Source organism: Aeromonas lusitana (assembly GCF_002812985.1).
Classification (GTDB): Bacteria; Pseudomonadota; Gammaproteobacteria; order Enterobacterales; family Aeromonadaceae; genus Aeromonas; species Aeromonas lusitana.
Map to the genome: position 1 here is coordinate 1 of NZ_PGCP01000058.1, position 17,302 is coordinate 17,302.

At 61.2% G+C, this 17,302-nt stretch carries 18 protein-coding genes; 8 read left to right on the forward strand and 10 right to left on the reverse strand.

The features are described from left to right. Window positions 1-42: 42 nt before the first annotated feature. A complete protein-coding gene (locus CUC44_RS20775) occupies window positions 43-513 on the reverse strand; it encodes an FxsA family protein (RefSeq protein ID WP_100861749.1) in 471 nt (156 codons plus the stop codon). A 448-nt stretch (window positions 514-961) separates the two neighbouring features. On the opposite strand from CUC44_RS20775, the gene aspA reads away from it, so the two are divergent. From aspA to CUC44_RS20790, 3 genes are all read left to right on the forward strand, one after another. After that, window positions 962-2,404, forward strand: a complete 1,443-nt coding sequence (gene aspA, locus CUC44_RS20780) for an aspartate ammonia-lyase (protein ID WP_100861750.1) — start codon at window positions 962-964, stop codon at window positions 2,402-2,404. A gap of 128 nt (window positions 2,405-2,532) precedes the next feature. Next, window positions 2,533-3,852, forward strand: a complete 1,320-nt coding sequence (locus CUC44_RS20785; protein ID WP_100861751.1) for an anaerobic C4-dicarboxylate transporter — start codon at window positions 2,533-2,535, stop codon at window positions 3,850-3,852. A 127-nt stretch (window positions 3,853-3,979) separates the two neighbouring features. Then, entirely contained in the window at window positions 3,980-4,705 is a 726-nt protein-coding gene (locus CUC44_RS20790) for a lipopolysaccharide kinase InaA family protein (protein ID WP_100861752.1), read from the forward strand. Window positions 4,706-4,746: 41 nt separating this feature from the next. Here the strand turns inward: CUC44_RS20790 and gshA are convergent, their stop codons facing one another. The 4 genes from gshA to CUC44_RS20810 are packed head-to-tail and all read right to left on the reverse strand — an operon-like array spanning window position 4,747 to window position 10,645. Then, window positions 4,747-6,345, reverse strand: a complete 1,599-nt coding sequence (gshA, locus tag CUC44_RS20795) for a glutamate--cysteine ligase (RefSeq protein ID WP_100861753.1) — start codon at window positions 6,343-6,345, stop codon at window positions 4,747-4,749. Window positions 6,346-6,402: 57 nt separating this feature from the next. Beyond that, on the reverse strand, window positions 6,403-9,216 hold the full coding sequence (locus CUC44_RS20800; protein WP_100861754.1) for a M16 family metallopeptidase: 2,814 nt from the start codon (window positions 9,214-9,216) through the stop codon (window positions 6,403-6,405). 29 nt (window positions 9,217-9,245) lie between these two features. Beyond that, window positions 9,246-9,683 carry a YqaA family protein gene (locus CUC44_RS20805; RefSeq protein ID WP_100861755.1) on the reverse strand — a complete coding sequence of 146 codons (438 nt, stop codon included), beginning with the start codon at window positions 9,681-9,683 and terminating at the stop codon, window positions 9,246-9,248. Then, complete coding sequence (locus CUC44_RS20810; RefSeq protein ID WP_244166815.1) at window positions 9,680-10,645, reverse strand: NADP-dependent oxidoreductase; 966 nt, start codon at window positions 10,643-10,645, stop codon at window positions 9,680-9,682. Before CUC44_RS20810 ends, CUC44_RS20805 begins: the two co-directional genes overlap by 4 nt. Before the next feature lie 56 nt (window positions 10,646-10,701). Here CUC44_RS20810 and CUC44_RS20815 point away from each other — a divergent pair, with 56 nt between their 5' ends. Next, complete coding sequence (locus CUC44_RS20815) at window positions 10,702-10,869, forward strand: hypothetical protein (RefSeq protein ID WP_167388980.1); 168 nt, start codon at window positions 10,702-10,704, stop codon at window positions 10,867-10,869. Between the two features lie 44 nt (window positions 10,870-10,913). Here CUC44_RS20815 and CUC44_RS20820 read toward each other — a convergent pair whose 3' ends face one another. Then, window positions 10,914-11,894 (reverse strand): Preprotein translocase subunit SecY, encoded by a 981-nt coding sequence (locus CUC44_RS20820; RefSeq protein WP_100861762.1) that lies wholly within the window; start codon window positions 11,892-11,894, stop codon window positions 10,914-10,916. 241 nt (window positions 11,895-12,135) lie between these two features. Between CUC44_RS20820 and CUC44_RS20825 the strand changes: the two genes are divergently transcribed. Both CUC44_RS20825 and CUC44_RS21065 read left to right on the forward strand, forming a co-directional pair. Beyond that, entirely contained in the window at window positions 12,136-12,459 is a 324-nt protein-coding gene (locus tag CUC44_RS20825; protein WP_100861758.1) for a hypothetical protein, read from the forward strand. 254 nt (window positions 12,460-12,713) lie between these two features. Beyond that, window positions 12,714-12,908, forward strand: coding sequence for a hypothetical protein (locus CUC44_RS21065; RefSeq protein WP_157812817.1), 195 nt, complete (start codon window positions 12,714-12,716; stop codon window positions 12,906-12,908). 23 nt (window positions 12,909-12,931) lie between these two features. Here CUC44_RS21065 and CUC44_RS20830 read toward each other — a convergent pair whose 3' ends face one another. From CUC44_RS20830 to rpsF, 4 genes are all read right to left on the reverse strand, one after another. Further along, window positions 12,932-13,675, reverse strand: coding sequence for a ferredoxin--NADP reductase (locus tag CUC44_RS20830; RefSeq protein ID WP_100861759.1), 744 nt, complete (start codon window positions 13,673-13,675; stop codon window positions 12,932-12,934). A gap of 113 nt (window positions 13,676-13,788) precedes the next feature. Continuing rightward, window positions 13,789-14,235 carry a 50S ribosomal protein L9 gene (rplI, locus tag CUC44_RS20835; protein WP_005331773.1) on the reverse strand — a complete coding sequence of 149 codons (447 nt, stop codon included), beginning with the start codon at window positions 14,233-14,235 and terminating at the stop codon, window positions 13,789-13,791. A gap of 49 nt (window positions 14,236-14,284) precedes the next feature. Beyond that, complete coding sequence (rpsR, locus tag CUC44_RS20840; RefSeq protein WP_005313392.1) at window positions 14,285-14,515, reverse strand: 30S ribosomal protein S18; 231 nt, start codon at window positions 14,513-14,515, stop codon at window positions 14,285-14,287. Window positions 14,516-14,547: 32 nt separating this feature from the next. Next, complete coding sequence (gene rpsF / locus CUC44_RS20845) at window positions 14,548-14,934, reverse strand: 30S ribosomal protein S6 (protein WP_005331771.1); 387 nt, start codon at window positions 14,932-14,934, stop codon at window positions 14,548-14,550. A gap of 236 nt (window positions 14,935-15,170) precedes the next feature. Here rpsF and CUC44_RS20850 point away from each other — a divergent pair, with 236 nt between their 5' ends. Both CUC44_RS20850 and CUC44_RS20855 read left to right on the forward strand, forming a co-directional pair. Continuing rightward, on the forward strand, window positions 15,171-16,394 hold the full coding sequence (locus tag CUC44_RS20850) for an Nramp family divalent metal transporter (RefSeq protein ID WP_167388981.1): 1,224 nt from the start codon (window positions 15,171-15,173) through the stop codon (window positions 16,392-16,394). A 108-nt stretch (window positions 16,395-16,502) separates the two neighbouring features. Then, window positions 16,503-17,302, forward strand: an 800-nt coding sequence (locus CUC44_RS20855; protein ID WP_100861761.1) for an alanyl-tRNA editing protein, incomplete at its 3' end; no start/stop codon positions are given.

Here is a 17,302-nt window from a genome sequence, read left to right on the forward strand (position 1 = left end):
GACTGTGCCATCAGGGCAAACCCTGATGGCACAGTCTGGCTATTACTCTTTACGCTCAAATTCCCCTTCGATGGTGGTGCCACCGCGATTATCCTGCCTCCCATCGATCGAATCTGCCCCAAACGGCGGCTGCTGCGCTTGGAAGCCTCCCATCTGCATCCGGAACTGACTGCTGCCCACCAGCTTGTCGGCCAGCTTGTTGCGAAGCCAGGGTTGCAGCAGCAGGATCCCGAAGAAGTCGGTCACGAAGCCCGGGATAATCAGCAGCAGACCTGCCAGGGCCAGCATGATGCCGCCCATCACCTCACGGCCCGGCATCTCGCCTTGTTGCATCTTCTGCTGGGCACTGAACAGGGTCTTGATCCCCTCGCTGCGCACCAGGGAGGAGCCCAGCACGGCGGTCAGGATCAGCAGGCCCACGGTCGGCAAGGCACCGATCACGGACCCCACCTCGATCATCACGGTGAGCTCCAGCACGACCAGGCCAACCAATAACAGTAACAACTTGCCCATAAAAACCTCGGTGCGGGTGAAATAGATGAACCAGAGGTGGCACCATCTGGGGCGCGATCTCGGCGCCAGGCCACGGCTCTATTGGTTCTGACAACTAAAATGGGGCTTCCCGTTCATTTTTCAAGTCTGATGAGTGATAGGGATCGGGATTCAGACAAATATCTTATTGAATAACTGGGATTGAAGTGGTTGTTCTGTCACAGTAAATCGCACAATTGCAGTATCTGTTTAATGACCACAAGATATTTAGGGTCGCCTCAAATTTAGTGATCCAGGTCTAATATCGGATACCTCGATTGAGGTAATATCTACATCAATGTTTACCCGGGGGCATCTGGCTCCCAACCGCCCCACTCGATGTGTGGTGCTTCAGGATGAACCGTGCGTGAAGGAAGTCGCGACCACTCGGTGAGGATTTTTCCATTTATCTGATTTCTGAGGCATTACAATGAGCGACATCAAGAACGTCCGCATTGAAGAAGACCTGCTGGGCACCAAAGAAGTTTCCAACAATCTCTATTACGGTGTGCACACCCTGCGCGCCGTCGAAAACTTCAAGATCAGCACTCAGAAGATTTCTGACGTTCCCGAATTTGTCCGTGGCATGGTGCTGACCAAGAAGGCAGCCGCACTCGCCAACGGTGAGCTGGGTACCATCCGTCCCGAAATCGCCGACAAGATCATCGAAGCCTGCGATCTGATGCTCAACACCGGCAAATGCTTCGACCAGTTCCCGGTCGACGTTTACCAGGGCGGCGCCGGTACTTCTGTCAACATGAACACCAACGAGGTGCTGGCCAACATCGCCCTCGAGATCATGGGTCTGGAGAAGGGTCGCTACGACGTCATCAACCCGAACGACCACGTCAACAAGTGCCAGTCCACCAACGATGCCTACCCGACCGGTTTCCGCGTGGCCGTGGTCAACAGCACAGACACCACCCTGTTTGCACTGGAAGGCCTGATCGCCGCCTTCGACGCCAAGGCCAAAGAGTTCAAGAGTATCCTCAAGATGGGCCGTACCCAGCTGCAGGATGCGGTTCCCATGACGCTCGGTCAGGAATTCCACGCCTTCGCCGTCACCCTGCGTGAAGAGATCAAGTCCATCAAGCGTTGCCAGGAGCTGCTGCTGGAAGTGAACCTGGGCGCCACCGCCATCGGTACCGGCCTGAACACCCCGCCCGAGTACTCCGCCCTGGCCATCAAGCGCCTGGCCGAGATCACCGGTCGTGCCTATGTACCGGCAGAGGACCTCATCGAAGCGACCTCCGACTGCGGTGCCTACGTCATGCTGCACGGCGCCATCAAACGTCTGGCCATGAAGCTGTCCAAAATCTGTAACGACCTGCGTCTGCTCTCCTCCGGCCCGCGCACTGCCCTGAAGGAAATCAACCTGCCAGAAATGCAGGCCGGTTCCTCCATCATGCCGGCCAAGGTCAACCCGGTTATCCCGGAAGTGGTCAACCAGTCCTGCTTCAAGGTGTTCGGTAACGACGTCACCATCACCTTCGCCGCCGAAGCGGGTCAGCTGCAGCTGAACGTGATGGAGCCGGTGATCGGTCAGGCCATGTTCGAATCCCTGAGCCTGATGGAAAAGGCCTGCGTCTCCCTGCGTGAGAAGTGTGTCGAAGGCATCACTGCCAACCCGGAAATCTGCATGAACCACGTGCTGAACTCCATCGGTATCGTGACCTACCTGAACCCCTTCATCGGCCACCACGAAGGTGACATCGTCGGCAAGATCTGTGCCCAGACCGGCAAGAACGTCCGTGAGGTCGTGCTGGAGCGCGGCCTGCTGACCGCCGAGCAGCTGGACGAGATCCTCTCCATCGAGAACCTGATGAACCCGCAATACAAGGCCAAGCGTTACACTCGCGAAGCCACCGTGTAAACGGATCGACAGGCCGGGGGAAACCCCGGCCTTTTAGAGTCAGTTCCCGATTGGCCTCCCCAGCCCCATCGGGAATTGGCTTTCCTGCCACATAAAACCTAAAAAAACTGGAAATTGGAGTGTTCGCTATGATTGGAATCGAGTTACTTGTCGTGCTCGCCGCTATCTATCTGGGGGCCCGGATCGGCAGCATCGGCATCGGCTTCGCCGGTGGCCTCGGGGTGCTGGTACTGACCTGGGGTCTGGGCATGCCCATTCCGGGCGATCAGCTGGTGACCTATCTGCCATGGGACGTGATCATGATCATCGCGTCCGTCATCTGTGCCATCGCCTGTATGCAGCTGGCCGGCGGCATGGACTACCTGGTCTCCCTTGCCGAGAAAGCCCTGCGCAAGAATCCCAAGCACATTACTTTCGCCGCCCCGGTCGTCACCTACCTGATGACCATGCTGGCCGGTACCGGTCACACCGCCTTCTCCACCCTGCCGGTGATCGCCGAAGTGGCCAAGGAGCAGGGCATTCGCCCCTCCCGTCCGCTCTCCATCGCGGTCGTCGCCTCCCAGATCGCCATCACTGCCTCCCCCATCTCGGCGGCCGTGGTTGCCTTCTCCGGCATGCTTGAGCCGCTCGGTGTCGATTACCTGACCCTGTTGGCCATCTGCATTCCGTCCAGCTTCATCGCCTGTATCCTGGGCGCCTTCGTGGCCAACATGCTGGGCAAGCCGCTGGAGCAGGACGAAGTCTATCTGGAGCGCAAGGCCAAGGGCCTGATCAAGCTGCGCGGTACCAGCAAGGTTGAGATCAAACCTTACGCCAAGCTCTCCGTCGGCATCTTCGTCGCCGCCATCGTCGCCGTCATGGCCTATGCCACCGCCATCTCCGGCAACGTGGGCCTGATCGCCAGCCCGCCCATCCCCCGTGATGGCGCCATCATGGGCATCATGCTCTCCGCTGCCACCCTGATGGTGCTGCTGTGCAAGCTGGACGCCTCCCAGGTCACCAACATGCCGACCTTCAAGTCCGGTATGTCCGCCTGTATCTGTGTACTGGGTGTGGCCTGGCTGGGCAACGTCTTCGTGAAGGGCAACATGGTCGAGATCCAGGCCTTCGCCGGCGATCTGCTGAACCAGTACAGCTGGCTGCTGGCCGTGGTGCTGTTCTTCTCCTCCATGCTGCTCTACTCCCAGGGTGCCACCACCAAGGCGCTGATGCCTGCCGCCCTGGCCCTCGGTGTGAGCCCGCTGGCCGCCATCGCCTCCTTCGCCGCGGTGAGCGCCCTGTTCGTGCTGCCGACCTACCCGACCCTGCTGGCCGCGGTCGAGATGGATGACACAGGTTCAACCCGGATCGGCAAGGCGGTGTTCAATCACCCCTTCTTCATCCCGGGTGTCGCCACCATCGCCATGGCAGTGGCGCTGGGCTTCTTCTTCGGCGGCATGATCCTCTGATCCCGTCGTCGACCCATATGCATCAACGGCCCTGCGGGGCCGTTTTCTTTTTCCCGCATCCCATTCAGGTGCCATCAGCTTTTGGAGGAGACAATTAATCACCGTCAGCAATACTAAAAACAGCGCTATGACACTGACCTCCTTGCATTTCAACGGAAGAAAACACTACTACCTGCTGATAAACGACGATCTCAAGCTGCCAAACTTGATCCTGGCTCAGACCAGCCAGACCCGGCGCTTCGAAGAGCAAGGCAGCAGCCTGTTCTGGCACCATCCCTCTAGTAGCAGCCTCTGCAAACTGGTGCCCGACAAGTATCCCCGCTGGAGCCTGCGCTGGTTTTGCCGGGACCTGCTCAGCAAGCGGCTGATCGGCCACATCGATGCCTTTCGCGAATACCGCAGCAACCGCCTGATCCGCCAGGCCGGCCTCAACGTGGTGCCCTGCAAGGCGGCCGGTCTGGCCCTCAATCCCCTCAACCCCCTCGCCTCTTTCCTCGCCGTGCAGTACCTGCAGGATCACCAGTCTGGCGATGCCTATTTTCGCCAGGCCGATGAAACCGGCCGACTGGCCCTGCTGCGCCAGATGGCCAAAGACATCTTCCAGCTGGCCAGACAGGGCTACTACCACCGGGATCTGCACCTTGGCAACCTGATGCAGGCCCCGTCAGGCGCCATCGTCTGGATAGATACCCATGTGCGCCGCCTGCCCCTGTTGCAAAGCCAGCGCCGACAGGCCCTGATCGCCTCCCTGGAGCCGGGCAAGCTGTTTGGTCAAGGTTATCGCGACTACCTGCTGGCTCAGTTGGAACGACTGGTGATCGTCCATCGCGCCGCTCTGAAAAACGCCCCATAAAAAAGCCGCTCCAGAGAGCGGCTTTCATCAAGGGCAGGGCGTCAGACCGTGGTCTGGCGCGTGCCGAAGTAATCGGCGAGGAAGTCGTCGAACGACAGGCTGTCACCGCGCTCCCGCTCCCGTTGCTTGGCCAGGGAATCGCGCGCCTCACCGGCGAAATAGGCTTCGTCCCAGTATTCCAGCTCACCGGCCAGCATCTGCTCCCGATAACGGCTCGCCAGCTCGTCGCCGAAGCAGCCATTGTCCTGACCGCTTTCCAGCAACTGCTTGAGCAGGCGGGCGGAATAGGTCAGCTCGGGATTGAGCAGCTTCTCGCGGTGCATGGCCAGCGTCTCGCGGTAGCGGTTGCGACCACAGCAGCGATCCAGCAGCTCGGCCACCTGATCCAGCTCGTCGAACAGCTTGAGACCGAACTCCTTGAGGCCGATGGGGTTGCCCTGCTCGTCTTCCAACTCCAGGCCGGGACGACGCCCCTCCAGCACCACCTTGTTCTGGTTGCGGCGATTGCGCGCCACCTCCTCGTCGGTCAGCACGGGAGACGGGCGCAGCAGACACCAGACCAGGAACAGGTCGAAGAAGCGGATCTGATCCACCTCGATACCGAACGGCGTGAAGGGGTTCACGTCCACGGTGCGCAGCTCTATGTATTCGATGCCACGCTGCTCCAGCGCGTCGGACGGCTTCTCGCCGCTGCGCGGGGTGCGCTTGGGACGAATGGGCGCATACAGCTCGTTCTCCAGCTGCAGCACGTTGTCGTTGAGCTGACGGTACTCGCCATTCACCTTGACCCCTATCTTGGCGAACTCGGGATCATGGGTGTTGATGGCGCGGCGCAGGCTGCTCACATAGGCGGGCAGGTTGTCGTGGCTGATCTTGAGCCCCGCCTGGGCGCTGTTGGTGTAGCCGAGATCGGACAGGCGCAGCGCGGTGGCATAGGGCAGATAGAGGGTACCCTTGCCGGTCTTCTGGAACGGCAGACTGCTCTTGCGCCCCTTCAGGAAGGAGTCGCAGATGGCCGGCGAGGCGCCAAACAGATAGGGCACCAGCCAGCCGAAGCGATACACGTTGCGGATCAGCCCCATGTATTTGTCGGAGATGAAGCGCTGGCTGCAACAGCCCTCGCCCACCAGATCCTGCCACTCGCACCAGAAGCTGTCCGGCATGGAGAAGTTGAAGTGCACCCCGGCGATGACCTGCATCAGGCTGCCGTAGCGGTTCTTCAGCCCCTGCCGGTACAACGTCTTCATCCGGCCGATATTGGAGCTGCCGTACTGGGCCAGCCGGATGCTCTCCTCGTCCCCGACGAAGCAGGGCATGGAGAGGGGCCAGATCCGCTCGTCACCGAGGTGATGAATGGTGTGACGATGGATGTCGCCGAGCTGCTCGATCAGACTCTCGATGGAGTCGGTGGCCGGGGTGATGAACTCCAGCAGGCTCTCTGAGTAGTCGGTGGTGATGTTGGCATGGGTCAGGGCCGAGCCCAGACTCTTGGGGTGATCGGTCTGGGAGAGGGTCCCTTCCGGGGTGATGCGCAGACATTCACGTTCTATCCCGCGCCGAATGCCCTTGAGGGCGGTCACCCGCTCCGGGGCTCCCAGGGCAGCCAACAACTCGGTGAGCGACAAGCTAGTAGTAGTCATATTCACGGCTCATGTGTGGCCGCCCACGGGGGGCGGCGCTCATTTTTGCAGCAACTGTCAGGGCAACTGCAGTGGATAGATGGGAAGATGAAGCTCCGCCAGCGGTTTTTCAAGCTTTTGCTTGTCACCCACCACCACAATTACCATGTCGGCCGGATCCAGCCAGCGGGCGGCGCTGGCTTTTAACGTCTCCGGCGACACCGTCTTGATCAGCTTGCTCTGGGCCAGCACATAGTCAGGTTTCAGGTCATACATGATCATCTGCAGCAGGAAACCGGCCTTCTGCGCCAACGTCTCGTAGGAGAGTGCATCCTGCTGGGAGACGGCGCTGCGCATGTAGGCCAGCTCCACCGGGGTCGGGCCGCTCGCTCGGTAGCCGTCCATCTCCTTCAGGAACTGACGGATGGCATCCACGGTCGCATCGCTGCGCACGTTGGCACCGGTGGCGAACACCCCCGCCTCACGATTGGCGGAGAAGCCCGAGCTGGCACCATAGGTGTAGCCCTTGTCTTCCCGCAGGTTGAGGTTGATCCGGCTGTTGAAGTTGCCCCCCAGGTTGAAGTTCATCAGGTTAGCGACGAAGTAATCCCCCGTGGTGTCAAACGGCATGGCGCGGCGGCCGATGCGGATCACCGATTGGGGCGCACCCGGCTTGTCCACCAGGTAGATGCCAGGTTTGGCCTGCTCACCCAAAGGCTTGAGATCCCCAAGCTTGGGCGCGGCGCCCTTCCACTCGGTCAGGAACCCGAGCTCGGATTCCACTTGCTGCTGGGTCACATCCCCGGTCACCACCACCTTGGCATTGGTCGGGTTGTAGTACTCCTGATAGAAGCGCTTCACATCCGCCAGGGTCAGCTTCTCGACGTCGCTCAGCACGCCGTCGGTCGGCTGACCGAGGCGGCTCTGCTTGCCATAGACCAGCTCACGGAACGCCTGACCCGCCAGCCACTCGGGTTGCTGCTCGCTCTGCTTCATGCCTTGCAGCATCTGCGCCTTGAGCCGCTCGAAGTCCGCCTCCCGCAGGCCGGGGCGCATCAGGACCTCGCGCACCAGTGCCAGCGTCTGAGGCAGCTTGTCGGTCAGGCTGCTGATGGTGATGAGGTTGTTGTACTGGGCGGTGGAGATGCTGATGCTGGCGCCGAGTTTTTGCAGCTCGTCGCTGAGCTCGGCCTCGGAGAGGCGCACAGTGCCCTGCTCCAGCATGGCGGCGGTGAGGCTGGCGAGCCCCAGCTCCCCCTTGCCTTCGGCCCGGATGCCGCCCGGCAGGGCGATCATGATGGAGACGGCCGGGATCTCGTCACTCTGGGTGCCGATGATCTCGATGCCCTTGTCCAACTTGCCGTGCCAGATGGCCGGCACCTTGACGCTGACCGCCTCGGCAGCCTTGGGCTGCACGCTCCTGTCGAAATTGTCCTTCACCGGCCGCAGGGCCAGAGGCTCGGCGCGCTGGCTGTAATCCGGCAGCTCCCGCTTGGCCGGGGTGAAGTTGGGCTCACCGGCCTGCCACTGGGTCTTGCCCTTGGGCACCACGCTCAGCACCACGGCGGGTTTGCCGGCGATGAACTTGTCGTAGGCGGCCTTGACATCAGACGCCTTGACCTGGGCGATGGCGTCCAGGTTCTTGAACACATAGTTGGGATCCTGGGCCAGCACCTGGCCCATGGCGAGCTGGCTCACCTTGCCTTCTATGCTGTCCAGCCCCCAGATGGCGGCGGCGCGGTAACTGCTGATGGCCTTCTCCAGATCCGCAGGCTTGACGCCGCGACCGGCGAAATCGGCGATAACCTTGTCCACCTCCCCCTTGAGGGTCTTGAGGCTGCCATCCACCGCCGGATTCGGATAGGCATAAACGGTCAGGGTACAGGCCAGCTCCTCGCAGGAGTGAGAGGCTCCGACCTCGATGGCCATGCCGGTCTTGACCAGGGACTGATAGAGCATGGAGCTGGCGGAGCCACCGAGCACGTCGGCGAAGATGTCCAACGCCGGCTCCTGCGGGTCGCCGAGGGCCACGGTCGGGTAGCTGATGTAGAGCAGCGGCAGGTGCACCTTGTCTTCCAGGGTGACATAGCGGGTCTCGGGCAGCGCCGTGGGCTCAGGGGTCGGCTCGGCCACGTCCGGGCCGCGCGGGATGGAGCCGAAGTACTGCTCAATCCAGGCCAGCGCCTGCTTGGTGTCGAAATCCCCCCCCAGGGTCAGGGTGGCGTTGTTTGGCCCGTACCAGCGTAGGAAGAACTGCTTGAGGTCATCCACGCCGACCCGGTCCAAGTCCTCCACATAGCCGATGGGCTGCCAGGAGTAGGGATGGGTGCGCGGGTAGAGCGCCTCCCCCACCTTCTCGCTCACCAGGCCATAGGGCTGGTTGTCGATGCGCTGGGCCCGCTCGTTCTTGACGGTGGCGCGCTGGATCTCGAACTTCTTCTGGCTCACCGCATCGAGCAGGAAGCCCATGCGATCCGCCTCCAGCCAGAGCACCTTCTCCAGCTGATTGGCCGGCACCGTCTCGTAGTAGTTGGTTCTGTCCTTGTTGGTGGTGCCATTCATGTCACCACCGGCCTCGTTGATGATCCGCATGTGCTGCTGATCGCCCACGTGCTTGGAGCCCTGGAACATCATGTGCTCGAAGAAGTGGGCGAAACCGGACTTGCCCACCGTCTCGCGGGACGAGCCCACGTGATAGGTGACGTCGAGGTGCACCAGGGGATCGGACTTGTCCGGTGCCAGGATCACGGTCAGGCCGTTGTCCAGCTTGTACATCTGGTAGGGAATGCCGAGCTTGCCCTCCTGCTTGACCTGTTCCGATACCAGGGTCGGGGCCGCCAGCGCGGGCAGGGCGAAGCCCAGAAGAAGGCTTAATGGGATGAGTTGCTTCACGGTTACCTCGTGAGTGAACGAAAAAATAGCTAGAAGATCTGCCTGGCCAGCAGAAATACCAGGGCATAACGCAACAATTTGCCAAGCCCGATCAAGACAAGGGAGCGCCAGAACGAGAGGCGCAGCCAGCCGGCCAGCAGACAGAGACCATCACCTATCACGGGTGTCCAGGCAAGCAGCAGACACCAGTGACCATGGAGTTTGAGCCAACCGAGTGCCTTTTGTTCCCCACTGCCTTGAAAATCTTCCGGTTTCTTCTTGAAGGTGGCGAGCCAGCCGAGCCACCAGGTGGTCATGGAGCCGAGCGTGTTGCCAAGGGTAGCCCACAGCAAGAGGCTGGCCATACTCCATTGCTCCTGCTTTGCCATGACGCCGAGCAGCACCTCCGAGCTGCCCGGCAGCAGGGTCGCCGAGGTGAAGGCACTCAGAAACAGCCAGCCCAGCCCGGTTTCCAGCGACTCCATCATGCGGGATAGCGCTCGGCGCCCGGCATCCGCAGCACCAGCTTGCCACGCACATGGCCCGCTTCGATGGCCCTGTGGGCCAGGGCCCCTTCCGCCAGGGCGAATTCGCCGGCCAGGGTGATGTGCGCATCCCCCTGGCGCAGCAGGATCAGCATCTGGGCCAGCTGCTTGCTGTCGGGGTGTACCAGCATGCCGCTCACCTGGATACCGAGCGCGCTGCCCGCATCCTTGATGAGCTGGGCCGTGATGGTTGGCACCGTCACCAGCTGGCCACCCGGCTTGACGCAGGCCAGCGCCGCCTTGCCGCTCTCGCCCCCCATCAGATCCAGCACCAGATCCACCAGGCCGACCTGGGCCGCCCAGTCGGCGTCGTGGTAATCCACCATGAGATCGGCCCCGATGCCGTGCAGGAAGCCGTGATTCTCCTTGCTGGCGGTGACCACCACCTCGGCTCCGTAGGCGCTGGCAAACTGCACCGCCAGATGGCCCACACCGCCAGCCCCCGCCAGGATCAGCACCCGCTGACCACGCTTGAGGCCGCCGTGCTCGAACAATCCCTGCCAGGCGGTGAGGCCCGCCAGCGGCAGGGCAGCCCCTTGCTTGAGGCTCACCCCATCGAGTTTGACCAGCTCGCGCTCGTTCACCACTATGCTCTCGGCATAGGCGCCTCCCACCAGCGGGAAGCCCACCATGCCACACACCGGCTCCCCTTCCTTGAGGGAGGTGACGCCGGGGCCGACCTTGTCGATCACCCCGGCCACGTCATAGCCCGGGGTCCAGGGCAGCTTGTCCTTGTTCTGGGCCGCCGCCCAGCCGAGCCCGGCCCGGGTCTTGGCATCGATGGGATTGACGCCGGCAAAGCAGATGCGCACCCGGACCTCCCCCTGTGCGGGGACCTTGTCCAGCGAAGGGGTGAGCTTGAGTACCGAGGGGTCGCCGAATGCGGTAATCTGTAGCTGCGTCATTGCACAATCCATCCTGTTGATTGATCAAGGATCCACAGAATAACAGCGAGGACCACATGGCTCGAATGTTTCTTATTCCTCTGTTGCTGGCACTGGGGTGGTGGGCCTTCCTGGTCTACTTCCGGATCCCGCTCAAACAGGGGGCCAAGGGGTTTTACTGGATCATCGGCCTGGGCGGCGGGCTCGCCGCCTTCCTCAGCCTGATGATGGTGCTGACCCACTAGCTTTCCGTCAGTTGCAACAAGGCTACCCTGGGGTGGCCTTGTGGTCAGTTGGTCTGCAGATGGTAGTGGCGGTTGCTGCCCTGCCCCAGCACCCCTTCTGCCAGCAGATGCTGGAACACCCTGTCCACCTCCTCCAGCGGCAGGGCCAGCGCCTCGGCCACCTTGCGCTTGCTGCACTTGAGCTCGCCGCTCTCCAGCACGCTGCGCACCCGCGCCACCAGGGCGGGCTCGGGGGCAGGCTTGGCCACCGGTAGCGGATCCGCCGACGCGAGGGCATCGGCCTGCGCCTGCTGTTGTTGGCGTTGCCACCAGCGGCGGAAGCGGTTCTCCGCCCCGATCAGGCTGACGAAGTAGGCACCGAACGCATCGAGCAGGATGGAGAGGAAGCAGACCAGCAGGAACTGCACCTGGCTGATGCTCATGCCCACCCCGTCCGCCAGGCTGCTCATCAGCCCCAGCATGGAGGATTGCTCGTTGAGGGGCTTGGCATCCCGCTCCTGGCGCAGCTCATCCTGCTTCAACCTGAGCTTGGTGTTGGCCTGCTGCAGGCCACTGACGCCGCTGGAGATCCGCGCCATCTCTATGTACTTGCGAGCAGCGTCCTCGTTGAGCTGGATCTGGCGCTCAATGCTGGCGATCTGCTCGTCGAAGCGGGCGATTTCCCGCTCGTGGCGCGCCTGCTGGCTCAGAATGGTGTTGGTGGCGCTGTTGATGCCGCCGATACTGCCGCCGATGGAGATGGCCGCCAGCACGCTGTAAAACAGCAGCGACCAGAAGGCACCGCCGAGATCCCGGCGCGCCTTGCACTCCCCGTACTCATACCAGACGTAAAACTTGCCCAGTTCGAAGATGATGGCGAGCCCGCCAAACAGCCACTTCATCAGCGGGTTGTCGTCGATGGAGAGAAACAGCAGCAGGGAGAAGACGATGGAGGCCAGGATGGCCAACCCGGTAAAACTGTAAACCGTGGTCAGTGCGAACCACCCCTTGGGGTAGCGCAGTGCGGCGGTGTCCTGTGTAGTCATGATGAAGCGACGATGTGGTGCAGAGGAAATTTGGCTGCCGATTATAGTCAGCCAGACCGCAGAATGAAGGCCCATCGCCGGATTTCCCTCATATCCTGATTTGGATGGGCAGAACCCGACCGAATTGGACAAATAGCCGCCCAGAGCGGCAGGATCAGGCGCCCCATTGATCTCCCGATTCCGCCATGATTAAGGAACCGGCGGATACACTGATCGCTCTTTCCCTGACATCGAGGTCATCATGCGCACTCTCACTCCCCTGCTGCTTAGCCTGCTGTTCGTCCAGGGCATCGCCACGGCGGCGCCTCACAAGAACGACGACGGCATCAGGATCGACACGGACAACGTCAAGGTGAACCTCGACTGGGACGACAAGGAGTACGACTGGTGGCAGGACAACTGCCTCGATGTCAGCACCCGCGACAGCCGCATCCAGCTCAACTGCGACAAGATGGACGGCAAGTACCGCGATCACTACAACCGCAGCATCCACAGCGGCAACAACCCAGGCAAGGGCCATGACAAGCAGAACAAGGGGAACAAGGGGAACAACAAGCATCAATAATGCGGGCTGGCGCCCTGATCCTGTCAGGATGCCGCCCTCGAAAGCAGCAGAAGATGGGGCGCATCGCCTGGTACAAAGTGTAATCGACTGGCATTCTTCCTCTTCTGGCCTCAAGCAAGAGGAAGTCGACCCAATCTCGCATATTGCCCGCCATTTCATCACCAAGTTCCGCAGATTCGGCCGCGAGCGCCGTTCCGTTTCCGTTAAGCTTGGCAAGGCTACACTGCCCGTCCTCCTGCTGTGACGAGGCTATCATGCGCAACTCCATTTCCCATTTACTCTCCCGGCTGCTCAACAGCGGCGCGGCGTTTGATGCGCCCCCGGCCCGCCGTGAGGCCACCCCCCGCCAGGAGACGGCCCCCAAGGAGCGCCGGGATCCCGGTTTGCGGCAGCATGACGAACCAAAAATCATGAGTTCTGCAAACGAAGTGAATGGAAAAACAGAATAAATTAGCGCGTTACACTGCTTGCTCTACCAATAATTCTCCGCACTGACATTGCCCGGCGTCCGCCTCAGGTTCTTGGCCAACCCCAGTGCCAGCAAGGCCTGCTGGGTCTCTTTCACCATGGCGGGATTACCGCAGATCATCACCTGACTGTGCTCGGCCGCAAACTCGAGCCCCACCCGTGCCTGCAAGCGCCCGTCACTGATGGCCGCCGGGATCCGCCCGCTGATGGCATCCGGCCATTCTTCACGGCTGACGAAGGGCACATAGTGAAAACGCGGCCCGTACTGATCCACCAGGCTGGTGATCAGCCCCTGATAGCTGAGCTCCTCCCCCTTGCGCACCCCGTGCACCAGCACCAGGTTCTCGAAGCGCTCGAACGCCTCGCCGTCCGCCAGCATGGCTAGGAAGGGGCCGATGGCGGTGCCGGTGGAGAGCAGCCAGAGATCGCGCCCGGCGGGCAGCTCGTCCAGGGTCAGGAAGCCGGTACCCTGCGAGTACACCAACAGTTCATCCCCTGGCTGCAAGGCGCCGAGAGACGGAGTCAGTTCACCGTCCGGGATCTCGACCAGATAGAACTCGTGATAGGGGGTGCCGGGAGGATTGACGAAGGAGTAGGCCCGTTGGACTCGCTGATCGCCCCGTTGCAGAGCCAGCTTGGTAAATTGTCCTGCCTTGTAGGGGGCAAGATCTGCCGCCACACGCAGGGAAAACAGGGTAGGCGTCCATTCGATACGCTCGATGACACGGCCTTCGACCCAGGCTGCCATAAGGATCTCCTTCTTGGGAACGGAGCCTCACTTTACCCTTTGATCACCCCTTGATTCAAAAAGAAAAAAACCCGCGCAGTTGCGCGGGTTTTTTCTGCAAGAGCGAAACGCTATTACAGAGCAACAACCTGGATCTGTACGGTTGCTTTGACGTCAGCGTGCAGCTGAACAACAACTTCGTACTCGCCGGTGTTACGCAGAACGTTGCCCATACGGACTTCGCTCTTGGCAACGGCGACGCCGGCAGCAGTGATGGCTTCAGCCACGTCACGGGTACCGATGGAACCGAACAGCTTGCCTTCGTCGCCAGATTTGGAGGCGATAACAACGGCAGCCAGTTCACCCAGCTTGGCAGCGCGCTCTTCAGCGGCAGCTTTACCGGCAGCCAGCTTGGCTTCCAGTTCAGCACGGCGAGCATCGAAGGTCTCGATGTTGGCCTTGGTAGCCATAACGGCTTTGCCTTGCGGGATCAGATAGTTACGGGCGTAGCCAGCTTTAACAGCGACTTGGTCACCCAGACCGCCCAGTTTGGCGATTTTGTCGAGCAGGATAACTTGCATTACCTTTCCTCTAATGAAGTTGAGTTAGGCTTAAGTGCCGGACCGATTCTTACTTGTTGTGCAGATCGGTGTACGGCAGCAGAGCCAGGTAACGAGCACGCTTGATGGCGCGTGCCAGCTGACGCTGATACTTGGCGCGGGTACCGGTGATACGGCTCGGTACGATCTTGCCAGATTCAGTGACGTAGTTTTTCAGAGTAACGATATCTTTGTAGTCGATCTCGGTAACGTTCTCGGCGGTGAAGCGGCAGAACTTACGACGACGGAAATAACGTGCCATGGCCTTTATCCTCTAATGCGGTGATCTAAGAATTACTCTTCGGAAGACGCTTCAACAGCATCTTCGCGGCGCTCGTCGTCACGACGGGTGAAGCGCTCTTCCTTGGCCTTGGCCATCGGAGAAACTTCAGTCACGGCGTGCTTGGTGCGCATGATCATGTTGCGGATAACGGCATCGTTGAAGCGGAAGTTGGTTTCCAGCTCATCGATAACGGCCTGCTCAGCTTCTACGTTCATCAGAACATAGTGAGCCTTGTGCAGCTTGTCGATCGGGTAAGCCAGTTGACGACGGCCCCAATCTTCCAGGCGATGGATGGTACCACCAGCGGTGGTGATAGCGCCGGTGTAACGCTCGATCATGCCAGGTACTTGCTCGCTCTGGTCCGGATGAACCATGAAGACGATTTCGTAATGACGCATTTTAGCTCCTTACGGATTAATTCAGCCTCCGCCCAGGTGCAGCCAGACCTCGGAGGCAAGGAACATAGTGGTGTTTAGACACTGCTTTCTAGGGCGGCGTATTGTACGAAATCGCCTCTCCTACTGCAACCGGCGTCGACAGATGTTTTTATCGATGGAAGTGATACAAAACTTCAATTGATAACAGTTATCATTTAGATCTATGCTATCTGCATATACTTCTGGAGGGTGCGCCTATGCAACCCGCACTGAGCACGGCCATCCCGGCCCGCAAATTCAAGCTGACCCTGCTGGGGCCCGCCTTCATCGCTGCCATCGGCTACATAGATCCGGGCAACTTCGCCACCAATATCCAGGCAGGCTCCACCTTCGGCTATCAACTGCTGTGGGTGGTGGTGTGGGCCAATCTGATGGCCATGCTGGTGCAGACCCTGTCCGCCAAGCTCGGCATCGTCACCGGCAAGAACCTGGCGGAGCACATTCGCGACAAGCTGCCCAAGCCCGCGGTCTGGGCTTACTGGGTACAGGCGGAGATCATCGCCATGGCCACGGATCTCGCCGAATTCATCGGCGCCGCCGTGGGCTTCAAGCTGCTGTTCGGGGTCACCCTGCTGGAAGGGGCCTGCATCACGGCCGTGGTCACCTGGGGCATTCTCATGCTGCAATCCCGTGGCCAGAAGCCGCTGGAGTTCGCGGTGGGCGGCCTGCTGCTGTTTGTGGCCGCCGCTTATATCGTCGAGCTGGTGTTCTCCCGCCCTCACCTGCCGAGCCTGCTGGAAGGTGCCCTCTTCCCCGGCCTGCCCAACAGCGATGCGGTCTACCTCGCCGCCGGCGTGCTAGGGGCGACCGTCATGCCCCACGTCATCTATCTGCACTCGGCGCTGACCCAGCACACCCAGGATCAGGGCACTGTCACCCAGCGCCTGCACACCACCAAGGTGGATGTGGCCATCGCCATGACCATCGCCGGCTTCGTCAACCTGGCCATGATGGCCATGGCGGCGGCGGCTTTCTACGGCACGGGCAATCAGCCGGTGGCCGAGCTGGAGACCGCCTACCAGACCCTCACCCCCTTGCTCGGCCCGGCGGCGGCGACCCTGTTCGGCCTCTCCTTGGTGGCCTCCGGCATCTCTTCCACGGTAGTGGGGACCCTCGCCGGTCAGGTGGTGATGCAGGGCTTCGTGCGCTTCACCATACCGCTCTGGCTGCGCCGGGCCATCACCATGGCCCCCGCCTTCGTGGTGATCGCCATGGGGCTCAACACCACGGAGATCCTGGTGCTGAGCCAGGTGATCCTGAGCTTTGGTATCGCCCTTGCGCTCATTCCCCTGCTGATCCTGACCGGGGATCGCGCCCTGATGGGCCAGCATCGCAACCACCCCGTCACCCAGGCGCTGGGACGTCTCATCGTCGCCCTGGTGATCGGCCTCAACGCCTACCTGCTGGTCTCCATGATCTAGCACCCAATCTGGCACCTCCAGACAGGCTCATTAACGCGGGTTAATGAGCCTGTCTTCACTTTGGCGTATGCTGCGGCTTTCTTCATATGCAGTGCGCAGGAGCCATTCATGGAACATAGCCGCGCCAGCTTCGTGCTGGGCCATCACCAGGAGCAGGCCAAGGTGGTCTATTGCCAGGCCGGCGAGCCGACCTTGCTGGTGACCGAACTTTCCCCTTTTCATCCCCAGAGCCACCTCTGGCCCGATCAACCGGGAGACATAGGCACAGTTTGCTGGCATGGCGGTGAGGCTGATGTGGGCCCCTGCCGCATGGGCGCCATTAGTCCGGAGGGAGAGCTGTTCGTGGACACTGAGATCCCGGTCAAACGCGGCGCCGAAGGCTGGGCCTTCGTGGTGGTGCACCCCCTGGCTGGCAGGCATGAGCTGGCCGTCGGCAGCACGGTCGAACTGAAGGTGGATGCGAAGGCCCGCCATGCCCTGAGCCTCGGCCACAGCGCTTGCCATCTGGCCGCACTGGCGCTCAACCGGGTACTCACCCCCTACTGGCGCAAGGAGGTTAGCGAGCGGGATGCCCTTGGTCAGCCGGATTTCGACCGGCTCGCCATCCAGACATCGCGTGTCGAACCCTGCGGCTCCCGGGAGCAGTATCGGATCGGCAAGAGTCTGCGCAAGAAGGGAGTGAACAGCGAGGCCTTGCTGGCTGAGCTCGCCCAGATAGAAGGTCTTATCAACGATCAGTTGGTGCAGTGGCTGGCAACCGGCGGCGACATTCGCCGCTCCCGAGCCGGTGAAGCCATCATAGAGTCCCGCTACTGGCACTGTGTGCTGGAAGGAGCCGAGGTGACCATCCCCTGTGGCGGCACCCATGTCGGTAGCCTGGCCGAGCTGGGCCGGGTCAGCGTGCAGCT

Bases quoted from the DNA above. Each gene is read 5' to 3' on its own strand.
- CUC44_RS20815 (WP_167388980.1), top strand. From the start codon at position 10,702: ATGGCTCGAATGTTTCTTATTCCTCTGTTGCTGGCACTGGGGTGGTGG.
- CUC44_RS20790 (WP_100861752.1), top strand. From the start codon at position 3,980: ATGACACTGACCTCCTTGCATTTCAACGGAAGAAAACACTACTACCTG.
- CUC44_RS20830 (WP_100861759.1), bottom strand. From the start codon at position 13,675: ATGGCAGCCTGGGTCGAAGGCCGTGTCATCGAGCGTATCGAATGGACG.
- CUC44_RS20850 (WP_167388981.1), top strand. From the start codon at position 15,171: ATGCAACCCGCACTGAGCACGGCCATCCCGGCCCGCAAATTCAAGCTG.
- CUC44_RS20785 (WP_100861751.1), top strand. From the start codon at position 2,533: ATGATTGGAATCGAGTTACTTGTCGTGCTCGCCGCTATCTATCTGGGG.
- CUC44_RS20805 (WP_100861755.1), bottom strand. From the start codon at position 9,683: ATGATGGAGTCGCTGGAAACCGGGCTGGGCTGGCTGTTTCTGAGTGCC.
- CUC44_RS20825 (WP_100861758.1), top strand. From the start codon at position 12,136: ATGCGCACTCTCACTCCCCTGCTGCTTAGCCTGCTGTTCGTCCAGGGC.
- rpsF (WP_005331771.1), bottom strand. From the start codon at position 14,934: ATGCGTCATTACGAAATCGTCTTCATGGTTCATCCGGACCAGAGCGAG.
- aspA (WP_100861750.1), top strand. From the start codon at position 962: ATGAGCGACATCAAGAACGTCCGCATTGAAGAAGACCTGCTGGGCACC.
- gshA (WP_100861753.1), bottom strand. From the start codon at position 6,345: ATGACTACTACTAGCTTGTCGCTCACCGAGTTGTTGGCTGCCCTGGGA.
- CUC44_RS20820 (WP_100861762.1), bottom strand. From the start codon at position 11,894: ATGACTACACAGGACACCGCCGCACTGCGCTACCCCAAGGGGTGGTTC.
- CUC44_RS21065 (WP_157812817.1), top strand. From the start codon at position 12,714: ATGCGCAACTCCATTTCCCATTTACTCTCCCGGCTGCTCAACAGCGGC.
- CUC44_RS20810 (WP_244166815.1), bottom strand. From the start codon at position 10,645: ATGACGCAGCTACAGATTACCGCATTCGGCGACCCCTCGGTACTCAAG.
- CUC44_RS20775 (WP_100861749.1), bottom strand. From the start codon at position 513: ATGGGCAAGTTGTTACTGTTATTGGTTGGCCTGGTCGTGCTGGAGCTC.
- rplI (WP_005331773.1), bottom strand. From the start codon at position 14,235: ATGCAAGTTATCCTGCTCGACAAAATCGCCAAACTGGGCGGTCTGGGT.
- rpsR (WP_005313392.1), bottom strand. From the start codon at position 14,515: ATGGCACGTTATTTCCGTCGTCGTAAGTTCTGCCGCTTCACCGCCGAG.